Origin of the sequence: Sphingomonas taxi, assembly GCF_000764535.1 — a bacterium.
GTDB lineage: Bacteria > Pseudomonadota > Alphaproteobacteria > Sphingomonadales > Sphingomonadaceae > Sphingomonas > Sphingomonas taxi.
The window spans coordinates 3,143,402-3,169,498 of sequence record NZ_CP009571.1; the positions used below are offsets into that span (position 1 = coordinate 3,143,402).

Sequence of the window (26,097 nt, forward strand, 5' to 3'; positions counted from 1 at the left end):
CGCTACGGCGCTCTTCTTGTCAACGCAAGCACGCGCCCGCTAAGGCCATGCGCATGACCGCACCCGCCCCCAAATCCTGGATCCTGGGCATCGCGCCCTATGTCCCCGGCCGCGCCACCAGCGAGGATGGCCGCAAAGTCGTCAAACTGTCGTCGAACGAGAATCCGTTCGGCACGCCCGAGCCGGCCCGCGCCGCCTATCGTGACGCCGCCGACCATCTCGAACGCTATCCGGACGCCGCCGCGATCGACCTGCGCGCGGCGCTCGCCGCGCATTACGGCGTCGAGGCGGAGCGGCTGATCTACGGCACCGGCTCGGACGAGGTGCTCCACCTCGCCGCCGGCACCTTCGCCGGGCCGGGCGACGAGATCATCCATGTCCGCTACGGCTTCGCGGTCTACGAGATCGCAACGCGGCGGGTCGGCGCGACCCCGGTCGTGGTGCCCGACCGCGACTATGCGACCGACGTCGACGCGATCCTCGCCGCGGTGACCGACAAGACCAAGATCGTGTTCGTCGCCAATCCCAACAACCCGACCGGCACCTACAGCACGAAGGACGAGATCGCGCGGCTGCACGCCGGCCTGCCGGAGTCGGTGCTGCTGGTGCTCGATCAGGCCTATACCGAATATCTCGACCCCGAGGACGACGACGGCGGGCTGGAGCTGGCACGCACCGCCTCCAACGTACTGGTGACGCGCACCTTCTCAAAGATCTTCGGCCTCGCCTCGGAACGGGTCGGCTGGGGCTATGCATCGCCCGAGATCATCAACGCGATGCACCGCATCCGCGCGCCCTTCGCGTTCAGCATCGGCGCGCAGGCGGCGGCGATCGCGGCGCTGGGCGATGCCGGCTTCGTCGAGCGCAGCCGCAGCCACAATCGCGAATGGCGCGGCTGGTTCAGCGAACAGGTCGATGCGTTGCCGGGCCTGCGCGCGGTGCCGAGCAAGGCCAATTTCGTACTTGTGCTGTTCGAGGGGCTGCTGACCGCCGAGGATGCGTACAAGGCGCTGATGGCGGCGGGCTATGCGACGCGCTGGCTGCCCGGTCAGGGCCTGCCGCAGGCGTTGCGGATCACGATCGGCACCGAGGCGGAGATGCGCGACGTCGTCGCGGTGCTGCGCGCCGAGACCGGGCGCGCCGGCTGATGCTGCCGTTCGCGCGCGTCACGATCGTCGGGCTCGGGCTGATCGGCTCGTCGGTCGCGCGCGCGGTGCGGCAGGCGATGCCGACGGTGCGGATCACCGGCTATGACGCCGATCCCGAGGTGCGCGCGATCGCGACGCGGATCGAGCTCGCCGACGATATCGCCGACAGCGCGGGTGCGGCAGTGATCGATGCCGATCTCGTCATGCTGTGCGTGCCGGTCGGCGCGATGGGCGCGGTGGCGGCGGAGTTCGCCGACGATCTGCCCGCCGAGGCGATCGTCAGCGACGTCGGCGGCTCGAAGGCGAGCGTCCTCGCGGCATTGCGCGCGGTGCTGCCCGAGGCGACGATCGTCCCCGGCCATCCCGTCGCCGGCACCGAACATAGCGGCCCCGAGGCGGGCTTCGCGACGCTGTTCCGCGGCCGCTGGTGCATCCTGACCCCCGAGGAAGGCACGGCCGAGGCGCCCGTCGCGCGGCTACGCGCCTTCTGGGAGGCGCTCGGCGCGCAGGTCGAGATCATGACGCCGCGCCACCACGATCTCGTGCTCGCGGTGACCAGCCATGTACCGCATCTCATCGCTTATTCGATCGTCGGCACAGCCAGCGATCTCGAAGAGGTGACGCAGAGCGAGGTGATCAAATTCTCGGCGGGCGGCTTCCGCGACTTCACCCGCATCGCCGCCTCCGATCCGGTGATGTGGCGCGACGTCTTCCTCAACAATCGCGAGGCGGTGCTGGAGATCCTCCAGCGGCTGACCGAGGACGTGACAATGCTCCAGCGGGCGATTCGCTGGGGCGACGGCGACCAGTTGTTCGACCTGTTCACGCGCACCCGCGCGATCCGCCGCTCGATCATCGAACAGGGCCAGGACGACGCCAAGCCGGACTTCGGCCGGAGTCATTAGGATCGTACACCAATCCCCCGACCGTTCGTGCTGAGCCTGTCGAAGGGCAGGTGAGACCCACTGCCCTTCGACAGGCTCAGGGCGAACGAGGGGACCGATGGCCCCGCCCCCTCAATGGAAATCGCGTGACGGGGGCATGATGCGCACATCGCGCGGATGCTGGCCACGCGGGTCGCGGCTGCTGATGGGCTTGGGACGGATCACCTCGTCGACCGGCAGCAGCGGCGTCTCGGCGTTGTAGTCCGAGGACAGCCGCCGCAGCTCCACGCTGCGATCATAGGCCTTGACCGTCATCAGGTGGATCACGCCTTCCTCGCTGCGCTGGATCACGCCTTCCAGCACCAGCAGCCGCGCCGCCATCACCGCGCGCCGGTTCGCCTCGAAATCGCGCGCCCACATCAGCGCGTTGGTGACGCCGGTCTCGTCCTCGATCGTCACGAAGATCGCATTGCCCTTGCCCGGCCGCTGGCGGACCAGCACGACGCCGGCGATCCGCGCGCGCCGCCCGTCCCGGAGCCGCCCCGCCTGCGCGCTGGAGACGATCCCCTCGGCGGCGAACAGCGGCCGCAGGAAGCGCATCGGATGGTCCTTCAGCGACAGCCGCGTCGTCTGGTAATCCGCCGCGACCTCCTCGCTCGCCGGCATCGCGGGAAGCTGCGCATCGACCTCGCGGCCGAGTTCGGGCGCGTCCGCCGCGGCGAACAATGCGAGCTGCTTGGGCGGGGTGCGCCGCACCTCCCACAAGGCATCGCGCCGGCCGAGCGCGATCGAACCGAAGGCATCGGCATCGGCGAGCAGGTCGAGGCCGCGCTTGGGCAGTCCGGCGCGCGCCGCCACCGCCTCGATATCGGCGAACGCCCCCGCCGCGCGCGCCGCGACCAGATCCGTCGCCCACGTCTCGCGAAAGCCGTCGATCTGCCGAAAGCCGAGCCGGATCGCGAGCCCGCCATCGTCGAGCGGTTCGAGCGCATTGTCCCAGCCGCTGGCGTTGACGTCGATCGGCCGCACGACGACGTCATGCGCGCGCGCATCCTGCACCAATTGCGCCGGCGCATAGAAACCCATCGGTTGCGAATTGAGGATCGCGCAGCCGAACACCGCCGGGTGGAAGCATTTGATCCACGACGACACGTAGACCAGCCGCGCAAACGACAGCGCATGGCTTTCGGGAAAGCCGTAGCTGCCGAAGCCCTCGATCTGCTTGTAGCAGCGCATCGCGAAGTCGCGTTCGTAGCCGCGGCGGACCATCCCCTCGACCAATTTGGCCTGGAAATCCTCCATGCCGCCGACGTTGCGGAACGTCGCCATCGCGCGACGCAGCTGGTTCGCCTCGCCCGGCGTGAATTCCGCCGCGACGATCGCGAGTTTCATCGCCTGTTCCTGGAACAGCGGCACGCCATAGGTCTCGCGGAGCAGATTGCGCAGCTCGTCGGGATCGTGCGGCGGATGCGGCGCGGGAAATTCGGGGATCTCCTTGCCCGCCCGGCGACGCAGATAGGGATGGACCATATCGCCCTCGATCGGCCCCGGCCGGACGATCGCCACCTGCACCACCAGATCGTACAATTTGCGCGGGCGCAGCCGCGGCAGCATGTTGATCTGCGCGCGGCTCTCGACCTGGAACACGCCGATGCTGTCGCCCTTGCACAGCATGTCGTAGACCGGCGGATCGTCCGGCGGGATGCTGTCGAGATCGTGGCTCTCCAGCCCGTTGTCGCGCATCAGGTCGAACGCCTTGCGGATGCAGGTCAGCATGCCGAGCGCGAGGATGTCGACCTTCATGATCTTCAGTTCGTCGATATCGTCCTTGTCCCATTCGATGAAGGTCCGGTCCGCCATCGCGCCGTGATGGATCGGCACCGTCTCGTCCAATCGCCCCTGCGTCAGCACGTAGCCGCCGACGTGCTGCGAGAGATGGCGGGGGAATTTGATCAGCCGATCGACCGTGTCGCGCAGCCGCGCGATCTCGGGATTGTCGACGGTAAATCCGGTCTCGCCGAGGTGTTTGGATTCGAACCGGTCGGCGAAGCTGCCCCAGACGGTGCTGGTCAGCCGCTGCGTCACGTCCTCGCTCAGGCCCAGCACTTTGCCCGCCTCGCGCACCGCGCTGCGCGGGCGGTAATGGATGACGGTCGCCGCGATCGCCGCGCGATGCCGGCCATAGCGGCGATAGATATATTGCATCACCTCCTCGCGCCGCTCGTGCTCGAAGTCGATGTCGATATCGGGCGGCTCGTCGCGCTCGGCGGAGACGAAGCGCGAGAAGAGCAGGTCGTAGCGCATCGGATCGACCGAGGTGACGCCGAGCAGCCAGCAGACCGCGGAATTCGCCGCCGATCCGCGACCCTGGCAGAGAATCGGCGGATCGCATTCCTCGCGCGCGAAGCGGACGATGTCGTGCACCGTGAGGAAGTAGAAAGCATATTGGCGCTCGGCGATCAGCGGCAGTTCCTCGTCGAGCAGCTTTTGCAGACGCGCCGGTATCCCCTCGGGAAAGCGCTTGCGGGCCGCAGCATACGTGATGTGCTCCAGCCACGCCTGTGGCGCCCAGCCCGCCGGCACCGGCTCGTGCGGATATTCATAGGCGAGATCGGTCAGCGTGAAGGCGATGCGGTCGAGGATGCGCCCGCTCTCCGCGACCGCCTGCGGCAGATCGGCGAACAGCCGCGCCATTTCCTCGCCCGATTTCAGATGGCGTTCGCCGTTGGCGGCGAGCCGGCGCCCGGCCGCGCGGATCGTCGTGCCGAGGCGGATGCAGGTGAGCACGTCGTGCAGCGGTCGATCGGCCGGTTCGGCGTACAGCGCGTCGCCGGTGGCGAGCAGCGGCACGCCCATCGCCTGCGCGAGCCGGGCATGCTGCGCCAACCGACGACGGTCGCGCCCGGCGCGTGGCATCGTCACGCCCAACCAGACCCGATCCGGCGCGGCGCCGGCGAGGCGTCGGATCGTCTCGCCGAGCCCCGCATCGCTGCGTGGCGGCGGCAGCATCGCCCCGTCGCGCGCCTCGTGCGGACGGGCGCTCGATGCGGGAAGCACGATCAGCAGCAGGTCGTCGAGATGCCGCAGCAGGTCGCCGAAGCCGAGGATGCAATCGCCCTTCACCGCACGCAAATTGCCCATCGTCAGCAGGCGCGTCAGCCGCCCCCAGCCGTGCCGCGTCGTCGGATAGGCGACGATATCGGGCGTACCGTCGGCGAACACCAGCCGCGCGCCGACCACCAGTTTGAAGTCGATATCGGCGAAGCCGCCCTCGATCGCCCGTGCACGGATCAGCCGCAGCGCCTTGTGCGCCCGTACCACCCCGGCGACGGTGTTGCGGTCGGCGATGCCGATGCCGGCATGGCCCAGCGCCACCGCCTGCGCGATCATGTCCTCGCCATGGCTCGCGCCCTCGAGGAACGAGAAATTGGTCGCCGCGACGAGTTCGGCGAATGCGGTCATCGGCGATCGCCGTCCGCCACGCTCACGCGAACAACCCGTGCAGATACCAGCGCGGATGCGCCTGTTCGTCGTGCAGGCCGTGGCGGAAGATCCAGAAGCGGCGGCCGCGGCGATCCTCGACGCGATAGTAATCGCGCGTCGGGATCGCGGCGTCGTGGCGGCGCCACCATTCGCCGGCGATCCGCTCCGGCCCTTCCGACCGCGCCACCTCATGCACCCGCCGCCGCCAGCGGAAGCGATGCGGCGGACCGTCCGGCACTTCGGCCATCACGCTCTCGATCAATTGCGGCGGGTCGAACAGATAGATCGGGCGCAGCGGCGGCTCGCCGTCCTCGGTCGCCGGCCACGCGCTCGCCGGCGTGTCCGCGGTGGCGGGCAGCATCAATTCGGCCTGTTCGGGGATATGACTGTCGCGCGATCCGAAGCGCCGCACCCGGCCGCGGCCGAGCCGGGTCGAGAGCTGGTCGACGAGCTGTGCGACCTGCCCCGCCCCGGCGCCGGTCTCGCGCGCGCTGGCACCGCCCTCCAGCCGCAATTGCGCCGCGTCGAGCCGCTCGGCGAGCGCGACGTCGAGCCGCACGAGGTCGTAACCGAACCCCGGATCGAGCGGATCGGCGAGACTGTCGATCCGCTCGGCGAACAGCCGCATCAGCAAGGCCACGTCGCGCGTCGGCTGACCGGTCTCGACGCGCAGCGACTGGATATGGCCATCGGCACGGAACAGCCGCGCCTCCCAGCGCCGGCCGCCCTGCTGCCGCTCCGCCAGCGTCCCGGCAGCGTCCGCGGCGAGATCCTCGAGCACCTCCAGAGCGTATTCGGTACGCGCGATCGGCTCGGCGAAGCGGCGCTCGACCGCGACCGGTGCGACGCGCACCCGCGGCTTGACCGGCGCCTTGTGATCGCCCGCCAGCCGACGCACCGCGGTCGCCGCCTCCTCGCCGAAGCGTGCGGCGATCCCCGCCAGCGGCCGCGCCATCACGTCGCCGACCGTCTTGAGCCCGGCCCGGGTCAGCGCCACCGTCGCATCCGCATCCAGCTCCAGCGCCGCCACCGGCAGCCGCTTGACCGCGCGGGTCTCGTCGGGCGCCGGCGCGCCGGCATAACGGGCGAGCGCCCGCGCGATCTCGGGCGTGTCGCCGAAGGCATGGCGGGCGAGGATGCCACGCCGCGCCATCCGCGCCTCGGCATCCGCCGCCAGCGCACGCTCGCCGTCAAAGGCATGCGCGCAGCCGGCGATGTCGATCACCAGCGCGTCGGGCGGCATCAGCGCCACCGTCGGACTGTAACGCGTGCAGCCGTCCGCCAGCCGTTCCAGCCAGTCCATATCGGCATGCGGATCGGCGGGGAACACCTCGAGCTCGGGCACCCGCGCCCGCGCATCCGCGAGGGTCAGCCCCGGCTCCAGCCCGATCCGCGCCGCGGCGAGATCGGTCGCGGTCAGCCGCACGGCATTGCCGACGGTCTCGACGAAGGCGACCGGCGTCTCACCCCGTCCGGCGAACAGGTGCGGCCGGGTGGCGCGCAGCCGCTCGACCGGGAGCCACGGAAAAACCAGCGCCAGATAGCGACGCTCCACGGAAACTCTTGGCATCACGATCCCACTCCACGCGCCAGCGCTGCCCCGCGGGGCCGCCGCGCCGGCGCAGACATTCCACATCGAAGGCGGCGAAGCCCGGCGCGCCCGCGCCCGTGCCCTGGTCGAGCGCGATCGACGGCACCGCCGCCACGCCCCAGCGCGTCGCCGCCGCACTTGCGGTCGGCGCGGCACCGATACGCAGCGACAGGACGGTGACGCCCGACGATTCGGCGGCGAGCATCAACCGCCGCGTCGCGGTGAGATCGAAGCCCGGCGCGCGGCCGACGCTTTCGACCAGCACCGTCCCTAGCCCCGGACAGCGCGCCGCATCCGCCGCAGCGCGCAGCAGCGCCGCCTCGTCCGCGACGATTCCCAGCACCAGCGACTCGGCGGACAGGCCGAGTTCGATCAGCCCGCTGGCATGCAGCCGCCCCTGCGTCCGCTCGCACGCCTCGGTACGCAGCCACAGCAGCGGCATGGCCCGCGCCGCCAGCGCGACGGCGATGCCGAAGCCCGCGCCGCTCGGCCCATCGCCCTCTTCGACCGCATAGATTTCATGCAGTTGCGCACCCGTCAGCCCGTGCGCCAGCCAAGCGTCGACCGGCGCCGCGGCACCTTGCGCAGCGCCGTCACCGGCGGCAAGGCGCCGCAAACGGGCGATCAGGGCGGACGAGTCGCTCATAAATGTTCTTGTAATGTTCTTATGACTGAGTCGCCAAGCCGAAATCGTGTTGCTGATTTTGTACGATTGCTGTTGCAGCCCCGGAAAAGCGCTGCTAGTGGCGCGCCTCACCCAAACGGTGGCTAGCATGAGCAGCCGTTTCAAGGCGCCAGAGCGGGCGTAGCTCAGGGGTAGAGCACAACCTTGCCAAGGTTGGGGTCGAGGGTTCGAATCCCTTCGCCCGCTCCAGTTTTCTACAGTGTTTGCAGCCACTTAGAGGCTGGCCGCCGAGGCCAAGGGTAGCAGCTTACGGCTATGGGGTAACGGTGGGGTACCTCGCAGGGGTTAGCTTGCATAAGCTGATCGGAAGATGCTGCCGAGCGCCGGCTACGCTCTTCGTTTGAACGCCATACGCTTTTCGACGCCCGTCATCCGACACCGCCACGTGCACAATGGCTCGCTAACGCCATACTCGGCGGCGATCCATTCAATGGACGCGCCGCGGCTGCGATGATGTAGCAGCGCCGACTCTGGCAGGAGTAAAGCGCCTCCTAACCAGTCCGCTTCATCTTCTTGATCCGCAGAATAGTCAGACAGCAGGACAAGACCGCTTGGGGAGACGCTCACCTCGGACGGAGCATGGTCCAGGTCGATATGCGCAATCTCATGCATAAGCGTGGCCGCTCTGCGAGCGCGGCTCTGCGCCGAATTGAGCACGACCAAATGAACACCGTCTTCGACGAGGCTCATGCCGGACCAGCTATCTGGATCATGCACGAGCAGCTGCCTCATGTGCACATCGGGCAACGCAAGATCCTTGGCTTCAAATACTAGAATGTCCCGATGGGCAGCATAAGCCCATGGGCAAAGCGGACCAAGCGCCGGTAAGCCAAGTTCCGTACGCGCGCTAAGCGCCCGACGCTCAGCGTCAGCTTTGAAGCCCCTGCGCACGCTAGTCTCCGCTCGTCAATTCTGATCGGGCACGCCGGGCGTTTTGCGCTGCCAGTATTAATGCGCCCAGCGAGGTTGCCGTCTCGGCGGAGACGGTGGGCTTCTTCCTGAAATGGGCGACGGCTCGTTTTGTCGCCGCTTGCCCCGCAGGACGTTCGACTCCTAGAAACTTCGCCGGGTCTACCTCCAGCCAGCGACAAATCTTCGCGAAGGTTCCAAGGTCAGGAAGGTTGCCGTTCTCCACGCGAGACAGGGTCGCAGGGCTAACGTCAGCCTCGGCGGCCGCAGCGCGTATCCCGCGCCCACCCCGCTTGCGCGCGATTAATCGCCCTAGCTCCTCGATAGGCAGCGTCATAATGTCTCCAACCGTCCTTGACGCACGTGCAACACAGCGATAGTGTCTCACACGTAAGACAAGTCGCCTCTCGGACGAAACTGCCTTACATCTGAAACGGACGAATCACTTCCGCCTCTTTGTGTCAAGCGAAAGTGTCGGCCACCAAGGTGAAGGAACTGCAAGAATGAGTGGTAAGAATCAGTATGTCGTTCGGAACGGCGGCGGTTGGGGCGTGCGCGGCGAGGGCAATAGCCGTCTCACCGGCTCATATGACACCCAGGCTGCCGCGATCGCCCGCGGCCGCGAAATTGCCCAGAATCAGGGTGCCGAGCTTCGCATCCAGGGCCGCGATGGCCAGTTCCGCGAGTCGTGGTCCTATGGGCACGACCCGTTCCCGCCCGAGGGCTAACAAGACTTGAGGGGTCGCGAGAGCGGCCCCTCTTTTACAATCGTCTGTTTACGACAGGAGTACTTCAATGGCTTGGTATGTTGCCGGCACAAACGTCTCGACCTGCGACGGTTCGGAAGCTGTCTGGAAGACTGAATACGGTCCGGCGCAGACCGTGCCGCTTTCAGGCATATACAAATGCCAGGGCTGCAAGAGAGAGGTCACCTCAAACGAAGGCGATCGATTCCCGCCCCAGAACCATCATCAGCACTCCGCTGCGCAAGGGTCGATCCGTTGGCGGCTGTTGGTCTGGACAAACACGAGTGGAAATTAGCGGATAGATCGAACTACCCGTCACTGGTCCACCCCCACCCGCAACATCAACCCAAGCACCAACTCAGCGGCTCGGAGCCGCCGCCGCTCCCCGCCGCCGCACGCGCCAGGGAACGAGAATGGCCGACCAGCTGCTCAACGGACTGTACAAGCTCGGCTTAGAGACGCGCTCCGGTGCCGAGCATGGCGTTGCCTACCTGCACGATGGCCGCCTGCGCGGCGGCGACAGCGGTATAGCCTACCTAGGCATCTACAGGCAGGACGAGCAAGAGTTCTCGGCCGACCTTTCGCTTATCCAGCACCGGCACGTACCGGGTGCAGTGCACGCCTTTAGGCTGAACGACGTCCGCGTAGAGCTGAACGGCGTAGTGGACGACGCCAATATGGTTAAGGTGCAGGGAGCAATTCTAAAGCAGCTGGTGCTGTTTACGATACGGCTTTCGCAAATGGCAGATTAGGGCTTTTAATCGCCGTGCCGGCAAGACATGCTCAAAGACTTAACGGCCTTGAGCGTTGAAGCGCTTTTGGAAGCGCAAAACGACTACAGCAATGTGAATTTATTGCTTGCCAAGCATTCCGATATCCTCTGCAATTCAACTGGCAACGTGCTTACTAAGCCGCGGCTGCGCTAGCTTTTTGATGCTGATGGCTCGTGACGCGACCACACAGATCTATGAATTGCGCGGGGGACATAAAGCTTTTTGCTGCGTTCGTCTCACGCGTGCACAGCTCGTACTTTGATCGCCCTACCCCTCTGACGTGATCGAACGACGGCATGCATCTGCGCAGCGTGAGGTGATGGCGATTCCCATTCAAGCTGGCCTGTGGATCAGTCCAACCAGCCCTTAGGTGATCAACGAAGAGCCTGTTGCCTGTATACGGATCGTGTCCATCACTCTTATGAGCAGCTTTATGCAGAGCCTGCTTCAGATCGGACGGTGTGGCGTGTGCACGCTTGCCACTACGTCGTTCGCGCTTCCAAATGGAACTGGTTTGACCGTTTAGCCAGCTCGCATACTCGGCATCAGTGACTTGCCGGACACGTAGCCAGTCGGGGGCAGGATATTCCTTCATTGCTATATGTTGGCGCTCGAGTGTTAAGACACAGCTAATAACCCGCCTACCGAATAACGTATTCACACCTATGCTCTCAGTAACCCATAAGGGTTGAAGGACAGGCTGCCCCTGATCTGGTCCAGGGCATGGCTGCACGCCGTCCCTGATTTAAAGCCGAAAGAAGCTGCGCAGCTGTTGTAGGCATCACTTGCCAATTCGCCGCCGCCGGCCGTACTATCACCCTTGCCCGTCGTGAAAGCCGGCGGGTGGGGCGTCAGAACCTCTCCGCAATGCAACCGGTCTGGAACCATACTTCTAGGCCGGGTGGCATGCGCGCATGTCCAGCCGGCAACGGTAAAGGCGCATGCGCCTTGTGCATTGCCAGGGTTCTGAACATCCGGCCGACAGGCCCGCCCCAAGAGGAACATAGGGGCGGTAGCATCAGCAGAGCTCAACGCCCCTACGGGAGAGCTTGAGATGACTGTTCGCTATACCCCATCTACAAAAGACGCCTTAAATATCTTCGATCGCACGGAATACGCCCAGTGAGCGCGCCCGTCTTAATCGCAGTTCTGCTGGCCTGCGTATTCGGATTGATTGTCATTCTCCGATTTAAAAGTCGCAGTGAATACAGAGACAATGCTCGACATCATGCAGCGGCACTGGCCCTAGAGATCGAGCGGGGGCAGCCCGCTGTTGCCGCATTTGAACGCGATATCCGGACCGAGTGGCCGATCTTTCATTGCACAGCACCCAATTGGCGTAACCGCCGATACTTGCTGATGAACAGCGATGAAGGCCGCATAGGACTCATGTGGGCGCGCTGGCGGGATGATCTTGAGGTCGAATGGGATGCCGTGATCGAACTAAAAGCCGTCGTGTCAGTTGAGCTGCAGCAGAACGAAACCACCATCATGAAGTTGGAAACAACAGGCACGACAAAGAAGGCCGGTGCATTAAGCAGAGCGGCGATCGGTGGTCTGTTGTTTGGGGGCGCTGGGGCGATCGTCGGCGCGGCATCCGCGGGTAGCAGGATCGAAGCTACGACAACAAGTACGAGCCAAACACTGAAAGGGACACCTTATCTTGTTATCGGTACCACTGACATGATGACCCCCATTCACAAGGTATCGATGAATTCTCGTAGCGATGGCGAGAAGTGGCTTCACAGAATACGTGGAGCGTTGTCGGCGCTAGCCTCACAGGGCGTTTGACGCGTCGAGAAATAAATTTTTCGAGAATGATTTTGCGGGCTCACCGAGCCCCAAACTGACCCCGCCCCCTATACCCTCCTTGGGACCCCTTCATCTTTTGATCGGCCGTCACTTTCAATCTCTGTTCGTCGTGGCATCGAAGAACGAACTGCGAACGATTGATGGAGACCATAGTGACCGAGAACAACGATAGCACTCAGGGGAAGCACATGACGGCCGCCCGTGCTGGCAGCAGCCGTAAGCTGCTGGCACGAAAGGCGATGGCGATTTCCGCAGAAGCCCTGCAAGGCTCCGAGGCGCTGGAAGACAGCTTCCCCGCCGCAGATGCCAAAGAGGTAGCAGCGCCGCCTCACGATCCGGGCAGCCTATCTGACGAACCCCACGTCGTCCAAACGCCGAACGTTGTGGTGGCGTCCGTCGGCGAGGTTCTAAACAAGCTGCGTGCGACTCCTGCAGACGGCTCACCAGCGCCCGTCGCGCCAAGTGCCACCGCCGTACCCACGCCAACTCCAGCGTGGTCTCCTGAGGACGAGAGCACGTTCCAGGCCCTTCTCACCAAACGGAAGGCTGCAGGCTTCCAGCGGCGCGGGCGTGACGTCGGCGGGCAGCTGATCACGGCGGGCAGCATCACGCCCAACCCGGGCACCGTGGTCGCGGTAATCGTCGGCATTGTCACTGAGCGTGGCGGCATCAACCGGGCTGACCTGATTGATGCGATGGCAGGCGCTATCTTCCCCCACCCCAAGGCACAGCCAGGCGACACAGGTTGGTGCCAAGGCTACATCGCCGGTGCGCTGCGTAACGGCTTCCTGACGTTAGCTGAGGTAAACTCAGCCGTTGCGGACGCAGCGTAACGCCCATGCAGATTGTTGCATACTTACGCGTGTCGACGGCCCGTCAGGGTGCCTCGGGTCTTGGCTTGGAGGCACAGCGCGCCGCCGTTCAGGGGTTCGCTGCCGCTGGCGGTCACACCATCGTGGCTGAACTTGTGGAGGTGGAGTCGGGCAGCAAGGCCGACCGACCGCAACTGGCGGCGGCGCTGGCCATGTGCCGCCTGCATCGTGCGACGTTGGTAATCGCGAAGCTTGATCGGCTGGCGCGCAATGTCGCCTTCATCGCGAACCTGATGGACGGCGGCGTGGAGTTCGTCGCCTGCGACATGCCGCATGCCAACCGGCTGACGCTGCACTTGCTGGCGGCGATTGCTGAGCACGAGCGAGAAATGATTAGTCAACGAACGAAGGCAGCGTTGGCAGCGGCGAAGGCTCGTGGGGTGAAGCTTGGGAATCCGATGGGCGCCGGGCATCTAAAAGCCGGTGCCAAGTACGCCGCTTCTCTGTCAGTGGCGCGGCGAGCGGACAAAGTGCGCAGCAACGATCTTGCCGTTGCAGGAATAATAGCTGAGCTGTCCGCGGCCGAGCACTCTAACGATGTCGCCATCGCTCGCGGGTTGAATGAACGCGGCGTGCCATCTCCCAGGGGTATGGTGTGGTCACGCGGACAGGTTGCGCGTACAATTACTCGGCTGGCTAGTTATGCCGAACCATGTACCGTGAGGTAACGAAACCACTCCTCCCACGTCGCGGAGGGCCAACAGTCTGGAGCGGCGATGGATTACCTGATCCGGTGGAAGAATGAGGATGCGCGCGGCTCGGCGGACCTGATTAGTGGCAGGTGGCTTACAGTTCGCCCAACCGGTCGTGACCTGACCCACGCGACCCTGATCGGCCGTAACGTTGCCACTTCCCATTTTCATATCGAGCGTGACGGAGATGCGCTGCTGTTTAGATATGGGGGCAGGCATGCAGCCGCGAACAAGGCCGAGGGAATTTACCGCGGCGATATGCTGATTGATCCCACGAAGCTTGCTGACACGACGACTATTTCTTGGCGCCAAGAGGGGAGTCACGAATTTGAACGTTTGCCTGTGGCGGTACGAGCTTTAGCAGTGAAGGAGGGATCACGCAGGGCGCGAACAGGAACCGCCCCATCGAGGAGTGGACTGCTTGCCCGGATGAAGAGAGCCGAGGCACAAGCCGGGGGAGCACTGAAATGTGACGCCTGCGGTTTCACCGGTCATGATGCGTATGGGGACGCGATCGGGAGCTGCTTCGACGTGCACCACCGCCATCACCTTGCTGACGGTGAGCGCACAAACGGATTAGACGATCTCGCCCTGCTATGTGCCTGTTGCCATCGTGCAGTGCACGCGCTGGGCGACATTCCGTTTTCCGAGTTTTCCTCATTGTTCAGCAAAACTTGACGCCGGAACCCAATCGCCCGTTTGGGCTGATGGGCTAGATTAGAGGCACTCGAAAAGAGCTACCCAAGCTACAATTCTGATAATCATCTCATTTCTCTTAGCATATGGGCGGATGAGTTTATGTGGTTCCGGAAATTCGTATCCCCCTCACTCAAACTGCATGGACATGGAGCTCAGCGCGGGTGCAGTCATTCCCGATCCGGCTATACATGACCGCTTGCGGACGCTAGAGTTGGTTTTTCTATCGCGAACCCGCATTTGTTCAGCGTCATAGAAATGGCAGCTATTGGCTTAGGCATCTCAAACCAAAGATATGGGCTTTGCGCCCAGCAACGACGAAGCTGGGGTTCGTCCTGTGGCGGCTCCTCTGCATCAAGCATTCCGAGCCGGTTTCGGCATCCTCTGGAATTCCAACAACAGGGGCACAGCGGGAGATCCCCGAACCAATTTGAAAGCCGGAGCCGTTTCAAAACAAGCAGCCTGGCCTCTTTAGAACGTAAACAGATCCAATTCGCCGACGGCAGGCAATCAAAACATGCTCTCCCTTCGCTTCGGTAATATACATTGCGATTCTTACTCTAACGAAGGTGCAGCACGCCAAAGCTTAGGATTTCTCCTGAGTGAATTTTGCAAGGATCTCCTCGGCGGAGACAGCCTTCACATATTCTACTCCAATCGCTTGAAAGTGGGCTACGCCGCACTGGATTTTAGCTTTCTCGTCGTCACGCAACGTGGTGAAATCGCTTTTCGACTCCGATACCAGGTGCATCGCTGGTCCTGCTGCCATACTCGTTACCGCCCAATCCGGATTATAAGTCCCCAAGGGCGTTTCGATCTTGAAGTCCGGCGGCAGCTTGGCGAATAGGCCAACCAGTTCAGCGTGATCCAGCGTGTCCGCGATCGGTCGTTCTATCGTATTAGAATCGACCCGGATGTACGTCATCGGAGAGTGCTCAACGGCGATCAGATCGTCGGCATCGGCTTCGAACTGCGCGAACAAAGACTGATCGTACTGATCGCCAGTTCGCTCGTAAGTGATGCCCTGCGTCAACACGTCGCGCCGAGCTAGCTTGATCGCCTTATGCGCCAATTCTACGAAGGCCGAAGGATTAGTCTTTGCCCAAAGGAGCCGATCGGACCTGACAAGGATTTGTGCCACAATCTTGCGGGGTAGGCCTACACGTGTCGATATTTCAGACAAAATATCAGGCAGCGGCCCAGCAAAATGCTCGATATGGCGGGGAGCTGCGACGGCCCCCTTTTTAGTGCCCACGCCGTCACGCGCAATTATCAATTCCGCACTTGCCCAGGTGACTCGCGCCGTTGCTGGATCGGGCATCTTCTGCAGATACTCGACCGCCTTCGCAGTTAAATCTTCATCAGTAAATTTGAGATGATACCGAGTCCGCGCCGACACCTTGGCCCATAGATTACGAAAAACCTCCGACGCGATTACGTCTTCACGTCGCTCGACCAGGATTTTGTTCTCAGTGTTGAAGATTAACTTGGCGCTGAGCCTATCAAGTAAAGCGGTAATTGCCAAACGTGCTTCGGGTCCAAGGCTCGCGGGCAAGGGCACCGTTTTCGCCGCCACTGCTTTGCGCATGGCGTCTGTAAGACGCCCTAGTGCATCAACCAGCCCCGCTTCCTCCCATCCAGTGAAGACTGCGCGCGCCTCTTTAACGCCGAGGACTTTGGGATCGTTTGATCCGGCAGTTGGGTAGTAGAGCCTCGCGAGCACTTCAATGCTGGCACGTCCAAACGGACGTTTTGTCTCCTTCTCCAGTTCAATCTGCAGCTCGTCGGCATAGGTGGCATAATCGGTGTCTGCAATCACCGTCAGGCGCGCGATACCTTCATCGCGACGACGCAGTCCATTGTTGTCGACCGGCAAGCGCAGGCCGCGACCGATAGACTGACGCCGCGAGCGTTCGCTGCCTATCTCGCGCAGCGCGCAGATTTGGAACACGTTTGGATTGTCCCAGCCCTCGCGTAGGGCAGAATGGCTAAAAATGAAGCGAAGGGGCACTGCTTCGTCGAGCAGCTTCTCTTTATCGCGCATGATGAGATCAAAAGTGCGCTCTTCGATCTTGTCGTCGCCCGTGCTCTTCGAAAATTCTCTGTCGTCGAACGGTGTCACCGAGTGCTTGTCTTGGCTAAAGTAGCCTCCATGCGCGGATTCCGGGTTGGCGGGAGTTGTTACGAACAGCGTCTTAAACTCTGGCCGGGCGGCCAACTTGCGGTATTCGCGCTCGAAAATCTTCACAAGTGGCCCCATCTTCGGCCCCTCGTCGGTGTATATGCGGTAATCCGCCACTGTCGGGACGAAGAAAAGCGAAAGCGTTTTAATACCGAGCGGACGATTACGCAACTCAGTCCTGAAGTGATGTTCGATCGTGCGCGCAACCATCGCTGCGGCCAGGCTGTCGCCGGTGCTATCGCCGTGGGCGTCACCGCATGACATAACGCGAATATCGCCCGGTAGCATCAGCTGCATCGTTTTTGTGCCCGCGTCGAGGTGACCGATCTCTAGCCCGTCATAAAGCGCGCGGCCTCCCGAAAGCTGTTTGAGCGCGTCGCCGTCATGCGCCCAAACCAGCTCTGACTTTGGACCGTTGGCGAACTGCTTGTGAATCTCGATGCGAGCCCGCGGCGCGTGACCTTTGCGCGCCTCAACGTCGACTAACCGAACGAAGGGGCTGTTCGTCGCATCCCTTATGCTTGCGCCATCGACCCAGATGCGTTTAACGAGGCCGAGTTGCAACGCATCGAACGCATCGAGTCGGTAAAGTGTATGGACGACATTCACTGGGGTTGCGGTATATTTGAACATCGCGAGGGGGTTCATTGCCGCTAGCGCTTTGCGACCAGCACCCTTTAAACCGCCCTCAACCGACTGCGGTTCGTCAACAATCAAAATAGGGCGAGTTTTCGCTACCCAGTCAGCCGCAGCCTGGTCGCCTAGCGCTTCTTGGTTTGGGTCGTAGAAGACGTTGTTGGCGCTATTAATCGACTGGATGGTGACGATCATCACTTGGATATCAGCGGCCGTTGCGAATGCGCGGACCCGTCCTAACTTCGTCCGATCATAGACAAAATCCTTCAACCGGATACCGTCAAATTGACTAGCAAAGTGTTCGCGAGTCTGCTGAATTGATTTTCTAACGCCTTCTCGGATTGCAACGGACGGCACGACGATGACGAATTTAGTAAAGCCGTGTCGACGGTTTAATTCAATAATCGTGCGTAAATAGACGTAGGTTTTGCCGGTGCCGGTCTCCATTTCTATCGTGAAGTCCGGGCTATCGAATGCGTCGTCCGGCTCCAACGCATTCGCCTGCTGCACTGCCTGTATGTGCGGCAGCCAGTCTTCACCCTCTAGAGAGCAAACGTTGCTAATGCCGACGCCTGTCTCGGCTAGCTCCATCTTCCCAACGATTTCGAGAGGCGCGACGGAGAAAGTTGCTTGTGACCCGGCGATCGTATCGCCAAATACCCCAATCGCCGCGTCGATCGCAGCGCGCTGGTGTGGCAAGTCGTTCTCGAAGATAAATTTCATTAGATCGCGCCCAGCTTCTCGATCGCATCATTACCGCGCCGATGCCGCAGAGTGGCAGCTAAGTTAGCGCGTGCTTCGGCAGCACGTTCGCCACCAGCGTCAAAGCCGCTGTCCTTGAAGAAGAAGGTGGTGGGTGCGGTTGGGGCCAGCTCGTCAAGCCAGTCGGCAATCCCGTCGCCGAGCGCCCGTGCCTGCGCCGCGGGCACGTCGGCCAAGCATACCAGCAGCGCGCCGCCTCCTAAGGAATGAACGGCGCAATCCGCGATTGTTCGTGTCTCGGCTGGCAGGGCAAGGTCGATCCCGGTCTTGAGCAACAGCTCTACCAAAAGGTCATCCTCACTCCGTCCAGGCAAGATGTTATTGGTCGCATCGAGCAGATCAGCGGCGAGGTCATCGCCAGGCTGCCATGGCTTAAGGTTCGAGGTAGCAAGTCGATAAACACGGAAACCAGAGTCGATATCGGTATCAGGATTTTTGATTTTGATCTTCTCACCGGCGCGTCGAAGTCGTTCCTCTGTCACCTCTGCAATCGTCGAGAATCGCGGATGACTTTTTATGGGTTCCGGAATCTGAACTAAAATGTATCGGTGATCGGTTCTTTGCTGAGAGTTTAACTCCATAACCGCATGCCCAGTTGTTCCTGAACCTCCGAAGAAGTCCAGAACGATCTCAGACGTCGAATCCCGCAAGACACTTTCAACAATGTCATAAACAGCCCAAAGGCTTTTAGGAAAATCAAAAGGCGAATCCGGAACAAGCTCTTTAAGTATAGCTGTCCCATAGCCATTCGAGTCATATCGAGTGTCTCGCCATACTGACTTCTGGAGACCAGATGTTTTCCCTAGTTCTATATCATATCCCGTTTTGGTGCGCTTCGCACGTAACATATGCTTGATTGAATCAACGGATTGACGAGCATACCGCCATTTTCGTTCTACACCATTGCGATCTATTGGATAAACATAAAAAACCGATCCGTCATTTTCCGTTTGGCTAGGATGAAAGTTATCCCTTGACACGTCACCGAAACCAACAACCTGACCATTTTGAACGATCACCGGATAGAAGCAGTTTTTTGCGTCCTTTCGTTCAGATTCTCCGCCCCAGTTTCTTAAGGGAGCCCAGTCCACCTCGTTTGGATCGATCTGTCGATCGGCAATTACCTTTGTGTCTTTACGGTATACTATCACGGCATATTCGTGAGTATAAGAAAAGTTTCTACCCTGGACTCCGCGAGGGTTATGTACAATGGCTATGACGTCAATGTCAAAAACGCCTTTTGGGTAAACATCTTCACAAATAGTTATTACGTTATGCAGCTCGTTCTCATCAATAGTAACAACGAGGACTCCATCTTCTTTCAGCAGGTCGCGCGTTAGCAAAATCTGAGGATAGAAAGCGTTGAGCCAATCAGTGTGGTAGCGGCCAGAGTCTCTTTTAATGGTACTGAATCGCTTACCCACTCCGTCTATTGCGCCGATGGCTTCCTCGTATGCACGAAGCGGTGCGACAAAATCGTTACGATAAATTAAATTGTTTCCAGTATTGTACGGGGGATCAATATATATAAGCTTTATTTTGTCTGCATAACTTTTGCGCAAGAGTTTAAGCACCTCGAGGTTGTCACCTTCGATCATGATGTTCTTGGTAGCGTCCCAATCCTTGCTGCGCGCCCTCGTCGGACGCAGAGTACCGAAGCTGGGTGTCAAAGCGAATGCGCGGGCGCGGGCCTTACCCTTCCAATTTAACCCATAGCGTTCAGGGCTTTCCTCGACTGCGTCGCCGAGTAACTGGCGCAACACGTCGAAATCGACCTTACCGTCAGTGACGATCGCAGGGAACAAAGCCTTAAGCGCGTCTACGTTCTCCGCAACCACGTCGCCGCTATGCGCTGCCGGATTGTCGCGCGTGATGCGGGGGACAGGATTCGTCTTGTCAGCCATTTTTCTTAATCGTCTTTCGATTGGTCTTGAGGCAAGCCGCTACCGGGGGAGGCCGATATTAATGACGCCGGCGGCCAACAAGACCCTTTTTGCAACTAGTCGTTTCCGCACCGCGCCCTACGACAAGTTTCTCGGCAGCTCCATGCTCAAGCCTATGGGACGAGGTCGCGATAGGCATTCTGCGCCTGAGCCAGCTCGTGCTCGTGCGAAACCAGCTGCCCGCCGAAATTTACCGTTATGGCCATCGAAGGCAACGCGCCAACGAGTCTTAGGCTTGACCGCAGCTCGAGGCTCAGCCGCTGGTTATCACAAACTGAAAAAGCATGGTTAAAGAGATTAATGTCGACTTAGACGGAGAGACGCCGAGGGGCGTTCATTATCGCCTCGTTCGACTATGCACCTACAGCCTTGTAATAGCCCAGCTGCAACGCAAGACCCTGGTTCGGCTTAGGCGGGATGCGCCGGCTCTTTAGCGGGATGCTAATGTCAAGAATGACCTAATCACAAAAACAATTTTGGGCGACTTGTTTGGGATTGCGGATTGGCGATTGAACTGGCAGCAACGATCCATGAGCTCGGTACCAGCAATTGGTACCTCGTCGTTCGCATTCCAAATAGGGGTTGACCTTTGGCAACCAAACCGATGGCTGGCATTGATGACAAGGCGAATTTTGTTTCTTGGCTGGGAGGCGTCGGGACGGTGGACTCATCGTACGTGCTAACTCGTCATTCGAACGGTTTGCTTACGTCTGGTAAACCTTCGAACATGTCTGGCCACTTCCACTCCGGGTTCTTTGGTATTCGGGATTTTCTACGGTCATCCCCTCAATACCAAGGAGCATTCCGGAACCTAGTGTGGTCGACTGGATTTTGGAAAAGTAACCAGCAGCTGGAGCACGATTTTGCGCTGTTTGTGCAAACGCACTGGGCTAAATTTCCTGGTCAAAAGGGGGGTGATTGGCGCAAAAAGCTGCCGTTAAGTCTCGGCGGATTGCCCGCGAAAGCAGGCGGCCGGGGAAGCGGCCTTATCTCAAGAATGTTCATTTTACTCGATCAGTATGGGCATCATGTTGGTTACTAAGCCGGCTAGACGAGCTCGAGCATGCTCGTAATTTGGTTTCAGTAACAGTCTCCAAATTCCAGATGAATTGGCGGACAACTGGCTCGTCGCTAGCTTGACGAAACATGGTACCGCGTGTGCCAACTGACGTGCTCCCCTGAAACTCTGCCAATTTGAGCTAGAGTCCGCTTCGTGAGGAGACGGACGTGAAGAAGACCAGGTTCAGCGAGGAGCAGATCATCGCGGTGTTGCGCGAGCAGGAGGCCGGGATGAAGACGGCCGATGTGTGTCGCAAGCACGGGATCAGCAGCGCGACGCTGTATGCGTGGAAGGCCAAGTACGGCGGTATGGACGTGTCGCAGGCGCGCAAGCTGAAGGTGCTCGAGGAGGAGAATGGCCGGCTCAAACGGCTGCTGGCGGACGCCATGCTCGACAATGCCGTGCTGAAGGAAGTCGCGGCAAAAAACTGGTGAAGCCCGCCGCTCAGCGGAAGGCTGTTGAGCATGCTCGGCAGCTGTTTGGCATCAGCGAGCGTCGGGCATGTACCATCTTCGGCGTGGACAGGACGTCGGTGCGCTACGCGCCCCGGCGTAGTGATGATGGCGACCTGCGGTCGCGGCTGCGTGAGATCGCGGCCGAACGTCGGCGCTTCGGCTACCGGCGGCTTGGCATCATGCTGGCCCGTGAAGGGCTGGTCATGAACCACAAGAAGCTGCTGCGGCTCTATCGCGAGGAGAACCTGCGGGTCAGGCGCCGGCGTGGCCGCAAGCGAGCGATGGGCACCCGAGCGCCGATGACGCTGCCGCAGGGTCCGAACCAGCGCTGGAGCCTCGACTTCGTCAGCGACACGCTGATCAGCGGCCGGCGCATCCGCATCCTGGCGGTGGTCGACGACTTCACGCGGGAGTGCCTAGCGCTGGTGGTCGATACCTCGCTGTCAGGCGCGCGTGTTGCTCGTGAGCTTGATGCCATTATCGCGGCTAGAGGCGTACCGCCGCTGATGATCGTGAGCGACAACGGCACCGAACTGACCAGCCTGGCGATCCTGAGATGGACGCAGGAGCGACCAATCGAGTGGCACTACATCGCGCCAGGCAAGCCGCAGCAGAACGGCTACGTCGAGAGCTTCAACGGCCGCCTACGTGACGAATGCCTCAACGAGACGCTGTTCGTGTCGCTCGGCCATGCCCGCTCGGTGCTGCGGCTCTGGCGCGACGACTACAACCATGTGCGCCCGCACAGCGGTGTTGGCGGGCTGACGCCCGCCGATGCTGCCAGGCGGGTTGTGCAACACCGCCCCGAGGGGCACCATACCAACCCCGGACTCCAGTTATGACTGGTAGAGCTTTGGGGAGCACGTCACAACCAGAAGTAGGCGGATTGGCTTCCATCAGCGCTGCTCACGACAGCAGCTTAATCATCCTGCTAGCTCACGATGCACAATGCGATGACAGTTGGCGCATAGGCACATCAGGTCTGACAGCCGCGTCACATGTCCTGACGCCATCTCTGCCAGCTGGATAGTCGCGTGATGCACCTCAATCACGGCATCACCGTTCGGGCCCAGGGCAGCGCTGGGCACTATCCCGCAGCGCTCGCAACGAAGGTACCCTAGCTGCTCTACCATCGCGCGGCGCTTCGCGGATGCCAGCGCCGGTTTCCGCTCACGCCGCAGGTGCGCCACTAGCCGGGGCCGCCCCTCCGCGATCGCGAGATCAGGGTCTACAGCCTCAACGCCGCGGCCAGGCACTACCTCATCCTTACGGACTATCGGGTATCCAGCGGCTTCCAGTATTTGGAAGCAGGGGGTGCCGATGCCGGCGGTAAAGTGTGTTGGTCGCGCTTCGATCCCAGTAGCCGCTTGCAAGGCGAGACCAAATACCTTCTTCGGGGCCAAGCGCGAGCCATTCGGGGCGACCAGATCGAAATCACGGGAAGGGGCAAAGTTGGGGACGTCGTGGCCATCGAGAAGATACTGGACAGCTTTGTCGACGTGCTCAGGCGTAACGAGTTTCAGCTGAACGATGGAGAGCCTTCCATCCTGGTCTTCAGGTCGACCTTCCACGACCGCGGCGAACGTACGAGGGCTGACGTTCGGCGCAGTAATCAACACCCGCCGCGACGCGCCATTGCTAGAGCTGCCGGCATTCATTGCTCTCACCAATTCGTTGAAGCGGTCGGCTACGAGCCCGGTCTCGGAGACGCTTAGCCGCCGGCGGGCAAGTGGCTGTTGCTGAGCGGGCCGGCTGTCTAGAAACACCTCGTAGGGGATCGCTGCTGCATCCAAGCGAGTTAGGATGATCTCCAACGCTTGCCGATAGTCCCGATTTCGACCTTTGCCGCTGCGACTGTGAAGGACAATGCCGCGATCATCCTGTTCAACGCGGGCATTCAAAACGGTGCCACTGACTGTCGCGAGAACCAGGTCAGGCATTTTCCCTAACTCCTTCGAACGCCTGTGGCGCATGGCTAACGCAAAAAATCTCGTGGCAGTCAGCGCGTCGGCGTAAATTCGCTTTTTGCTCAGCGTTACGCTGTTACACAACGGGGTGAGTAAATTACCCAACCAGCAAAGTGGCAAAATATTTTTCGTGCTATATAAGCTGGGGGTGCCATTGCGTAACAGCGTAACACATAGCGCCAAGTACGATTCTACCGATCTCGTGCAATGGTAAGGCCGGTGACCTCCTCAAACCTTGCACGCGCCACCTCTAGCTGAGGGAACGGGTACACCCGCACCGTTGAACTCGACGCGTCCCCGTTTGGCTCACGCCTCGTGACCGACTTAAATCCAGCCGGCATATAGCGAGGCAGCTGTATCGCCAATTGCCGTTCGCTGAATGCCATTCCCTGATGTGTGGCGAACAGCCGAAAATCCTCATTCAAGTCGCGAACGGGTACGATAACAGCGTCGGTTTCACTCCAACGGTGAACAGGTGCTCCAAGCGAGCCACCACCGGTCGTGATCGACACCCCATCAGTTAGCCGCTCATAAAGATAGGCTCGCACCGGATCGTTGACGAGGTTGAGCACCTTCTGCCGCTTAAGCGCTTCTGTCTCGGGGATCACCTCGGGGTTCCAACCGCGGATGTCACGGGCGAGCAGCTCGCCGAGCATGGCGGCATAGCCGCCCGCCTCCATCTGCTCGACCATTCGCCCAAAGTACGCCCGCCTGGCACTTGGTTCGGCTTGGTGCGGGTTGGTCACCTCAAACACGGCGTAACGTCGCTCCGATCCATCGGCGCGCACCACATGCTCGTTGTTCGACGTCACGATGATGCGCAGATGGTTCGGTGCAGTCCAAACCCCGAAGAACTTACCCTCCAGCCGCAACGTTGTGCGGGTTACTAAATCTTTTAACGTACCGTCGGCGGCCCGGTTCTGCGGAGCAATCGCCTCCTCCAACCCAAGTAGCACCGTCGTTTCCAATCGGTCGTTAAAGCGGCCAATAGCATCGTCCATCCTTGAAGTGACAAACGTGTGCTGCCCAAACAAGAAGCCGAACAACTCGATGATGATGCTCTTGCCGGCACCTTTCTTTCCAAGCAGGACCAACGCGGTTCCAATCGGCTTGTCGAGGTGCTGAACGGCAAACGCTAACCAGTTGAGTATATACTGGTAACCTGCCTCATCGCCGCCAGCGACGTGAACACGTAGGTGCTCGTTCAGGAGCGACCAGCCGCCAGGATTATCAACCGGCTCGACCGCAAAGCCTCGCCACAGATTCAGAAATTCCGGTGACAGGGGCTGCCCCGGCGCGAAAATGACGTTGTCGTATGATCGACGCTGGGGCGAACTGAACCATAGATCACCTTGGCTCATACGCTTGTCTTTCTTCTTAGTCTGTCGTTCGTCTTCATGTGGCAGCTCAATCGACCGCACAAAACGATCGACAAAATCGCGTTTTGATAGGTAGGTTTCGGTGTACCGACTGAAGCGCGGATCGAAGTTTTCCCAAAGAACACCAACCTTTCCCCCTCGTACAACGATCGCGTGGTCTTCGTTCAATTCCTCAACAGATGCGGTAGCGGTCGCAGCTTGATCGATTTCGACGTTCGGGATTGAGCCAACGCCATTTTTTGAACGCTCACGCATCACCGCCGCAGCTTTACGGAACAGCCACGCTAGCGCGTCAGCGCGAAATGCCTTTTCACGCCCGTATGCTGCCCAGAGTTTTGCCGGCTCACCCGCGCGATATTTGTCTTCACTTTCTTGCGACCAATCGTCGAAGATGGGCAGCCCTGCTTCCCCAAAGGCATAAAACAGGCATCTCGCAATACGCCGCCATTCGGTCGCATACATGTCAGCGTCGAGCACAGAGAGCGCGACCGCAGCGTGGGCTACCTCAACTTTCGTGTATCCCGGCTTGTAGCCGAGTAACCGGTGCTGCTCAGCCTCTTCCCGCGCGTCGTTGGTGATATGGGCGACACTTGAGGGGTCAATCCGTCGAGCTGATGCCAATAGGGTCTGTATAGTCTCGCTATCAGAGAAACCCTCAGGAACTGGATCAGCCAAATCCCATTTTTGGCCAAACTCCGGTGGAACGTCGACGATCTTCACCGAGGCTGCCCCTGCGGCGTAGGCATACGCCGCAAAGGTACGCATTGCGTTCCGCCCGGGCGGGTCGTTGTCCGGCCACAAAACCAGATCACGGCCAGCTATGTCCAGCATCTCGGTTTTTCGTACCCCTGAGGCGCCGTTCATCCATGTCACGGCGACATGATCAGGAAATAGGAGGCCAGCGGCATCAGCCGTCTTCTCACCTTCGACGACCAGGACAGGATTGTTTGGCCGCTTTGCTAGCAGGTCTAGCCCATACAGTGGCCGTGGTGCTTCGACGGCGGTCATCCAAAAGACGTGACCCTTACCGTCAAATCTACCACAATATCGAAGCTGTCGTATTTCCTTGCGCTCGCTTGAGTGGTCGAAACGAAGCACAGCTTGGATCAACTCGCCAGCGCTCGAGCGATACGAGAAGGCTGTGACCTGGTATCCAGCAGCTAGCCACCGTTCAACCCTCTTTCGCTCGCCGTCTTTTAAGGCGTTCATCGCTCCCCGGGCGCTCATTTCTGGCGGGAACGGTACTATCGCCCCGTCATAATGATGCCCACTTTCACGCCCCTTCTCGATCCGCTCAGCAATGGTAAGTGGCGCCGTATCAGCATTGTGCGATTCTTGTGTTTTAGACATGACTTTCCCCGCGCTGATGCTAAAGCAACAGCGGCTATACGATTGATGATTGTGGTGATGGGACGATCCCGG

General features: G+C 60.8%; 18 protein-coding genes and 1 tRNA gene. 10 read left to right on the top strand and 9 right to left on the bottom strand.

From position 1 onward, the window contains the following. The first annotated feature begins 53 nt into the window (after positions 1–53). A complete protein-coding gene (gene hisC / locus MC45_RS14300) occupies positions 54–1,148 on the top strand; it encodes a histidinol-phosphate transaminase (RefSeq protein ID WP_038667493.1) in 1,095 nt (364 codons plus the stop codon). Further along, entirely contained in the window at positions 1,148–2,053 is a 906-nt protein-coding gene (locus MC45_RS14305; RefSeq protein WP_038664519.1) for a prephenate/arogenate dehydrogenase family protein, read from the top strand. Before hisC ends, MC45_RS14305 begins: the two co-directional genes overlap by 1 nt. A gap of 111 nt (positions 2,054–2,164) precedes the next feature. Here MC45_RS14305 and MC45_RS14310 read toward each other — a convergent pair whose 3' ends face one another. From MC45_RS14310 to MC45_RS14320, 3 genes are read right to left on the bottom strand one after another with little or no spacing between them, the layout of a single operon-like run. Continuing rightward, positions 2,165–5,494, bottom strand: a complete 3,330-nt coding sequence (locus MC45_RS14310; protein WP_038664522.1) for an error-prone DNA polymerase — start codon at positions 5,492–5,494, stop codon at positions 2,165–2,167. A gap of 22 nt (positions 5,495–5,516) precedes the next feature. Continuing rightward, on the bottom strand, positions 5,517–7,070 hold the full coding sequence (locus MC45_RS14315; protein WP_038664526.1) for a Y-family DNA polymerase: 1,554 nt from the start codon (positions 7,068–7,070) through the stop codon (positions 5,517–5,519). After that, positions 6,979–7,752 (bottom strand): hypothetical protein, encoded by a 774-nt coding sequence (locus MC45_RS14320; RefSeq protein WP_038664528.1) that lies wholly within the window; start codon positions 7,750–7,752, stop codon positions 6,979–6,981. The genes MC45_RS14315 and MC45_RS14320 overlap by 92 nt, the downstream gene beginning before the upstream one ends. Before the next feature lie 153 nt (positions 7,753–7,905). Here MC45_RS14320 and MC45_RS14325 point away from each other — a divergent pair. Then, positions 7,906–7,980: transfer RNA gene (locus MC45_RS14325), tRNA-Gly, on the top strand. A 138-nt stretch (positions 7,981–8,118) separates the two neighbouring features. Here MC45_RS14325 and MC45_RS18980 read toward each other — a convergent pair. Next, entirely contained in the window at positions 8,119–8,481 is a 363-nt protein-coding gene (locus MC45_RS18980) for an ImmA/IrrE family metallo-endopeptidase (RefSeq protein WP_342666986.1), read from the bottom strand. A 202-nt stretch (positions 8,482–8,683) separates the two neighbouring features. After that, entirely contained in the window at positions 8,684–9,037 is a 354-nt protein-coding gene (locus tag MC45_RS18985) for a helix-turn-helix domain-containing protein (RefSeq protein WP_081974451.1), read from the bottom strand. A gap of 166 nt (positions 9,038–9,203) precedes the next feature. Here MC45_RS18985 and MC45_RS14335 point away from each other — a divergent pair, with 166 nt between their 5' ends. The 6 genes from MC45_RS14335 (at position 9,204) to MC45_RS19000 (ending at position 14,273) form a co-directional block, all read left to right on the top strand. Continuing rightward, a complete protein-coding gene (locus tag MC45_RS14335) occupies positions 9,204–9,428 on the top strand; it encodes a DUF2188 domain-containing protein (RefSeq protein ID WP_038664534.1) in 225 nt (74 codons plus the stop codon). Positions 9,429–9,859: 431 nt separating this feature from the next. After that, complete coding sequence (locus MC45_RS18630) at positions 9,860–10,198, top strand: GrlR family regulatory protein (RefSeq protein ID WP_052075684.1); 339 nt, start codon at positions 9,860–9,862, stop codon at positions 10,196–10,198. A 1,143-nt stretch (positions 10,199–11,341) separates the two neighbouring features. Next, on the top strand, positions 11,342–12,010 hold the full coding sequence (locus MC45_RS19355; protein ID WP_156143842.1) for a hypothetical protein: 669 nt from the start codon (positions 11,342–11,344) through the stop codon (positions 12,008–12,010). A gap of 173 nt (positions 12,011–12,183) precedes the next feature. Beyond that, positions 12,184–12,864, top strand: coding sequence for a hypothetical protein (locus tag MC45_RS14345; RefSeq protein ID WP_156143843.1), 681 nt, complete (start codon positions 12,184–12,186; stop codon positions 12,862–12,864). Positions 12,865–12,869: 5 nt separating this feature from the next. After that, positions 12,870–13,571 (top strand): recombinase family protein, encoded by a 702-nt coding sequence (locus MC45_RS18995; RefSeq protein ID WP_081974453.1) that lies wholly within the window; start codon positions 12,870–12,872, stop codon positions 13,569–13,571. A 48-nt stretch (positions 13,572–13,619) separates the two neighbouring features. Then, positions 13,620–14,273: an HNH endonuclease gene (locus MC45_RS19000; RefSeq protein WP_081974454.1), complete on the top strand. Its 654-nt coding sequence runs from the start codon at positions 13,620–13,622 to the stop codon at positions 14,271–14,273. 604 nt (positions 14,274–14,877) lie between these two features. Here MC45_RS19000 and MC45_RS14355 read toward each other — a convergent pair. Further along, entirely contained in the window at positions 14,878–17,832 is a 2,955-nt protein-coding gene (locus tag MC45_RS14355; protein ID WP_038664543.1) for a restriction endonuclease, read from the bottom strand. Further along, a complete protein-coding gene (locus tag MC45_RS19005) occupies positions 17,832–19,775 on the bottom strand; it encodes a site-specific DNA-methyltransferase (protein ID WP_081974455.1) in 1,944 nt (647 codons plus the stop codon). Before MC45_RS19005 ends, MC45_RS14355 begins: the two co-directional genes overlap by 1 nt. A gap of 1,266 nt (positions 19,776–21,041) precedes the next feature. On the opposite strand from MC45_RS19005, the gene MC45_RS14370 reads away from it, so the two are divergent. Beyond that, a protein-coding gene (locus MC45_RS14370; RefSeq protein WP_119083447.1) for an IS3 family transposase occupies positions 21,042–22,171 on the top strand; the annotation gives its coding sequence in 2 pieces (ribosomal slippage) (positions 21,042–21,294 and positions 21,294–22,171; 1,131 coding nt in all). Between the two features lie 81 nt (positions 22,172–22,252). On the opposite strand, the gene MC45_RS19360 is transcribed toward MC45_RS14370, so the two are convergent. Both MC45_RS19360 and MC45_RS19010 read right to left on the bottom strand, forming a co-directional pair. Further along, complete coding sequence (locus MC45_RS19360) at positions 22,253–23,269, bottom strand: HNH endonuclease (protein WP_156143844.1); 1,017 nt, start codon at positions 23,267–23,269, stop codon at positions 22,253–22,255. 218 nt (positions 23,270–23,487) lie between these two features. Further along, the gene (locus MC45_RS19010) at positions 23,488–26,025 is read right to left on the bottom strand and encodes a DUF5906 domain-containing protein (protein WP_081974456.1); all 2,538 of its coding nucleotides are present in this window, start codon (positions 26,023–26,025) and stop codon (positions 23,488–23,490) included. Between the last annotated feature and the right edge of the window lie 72 nt (positions 26,026–26,097).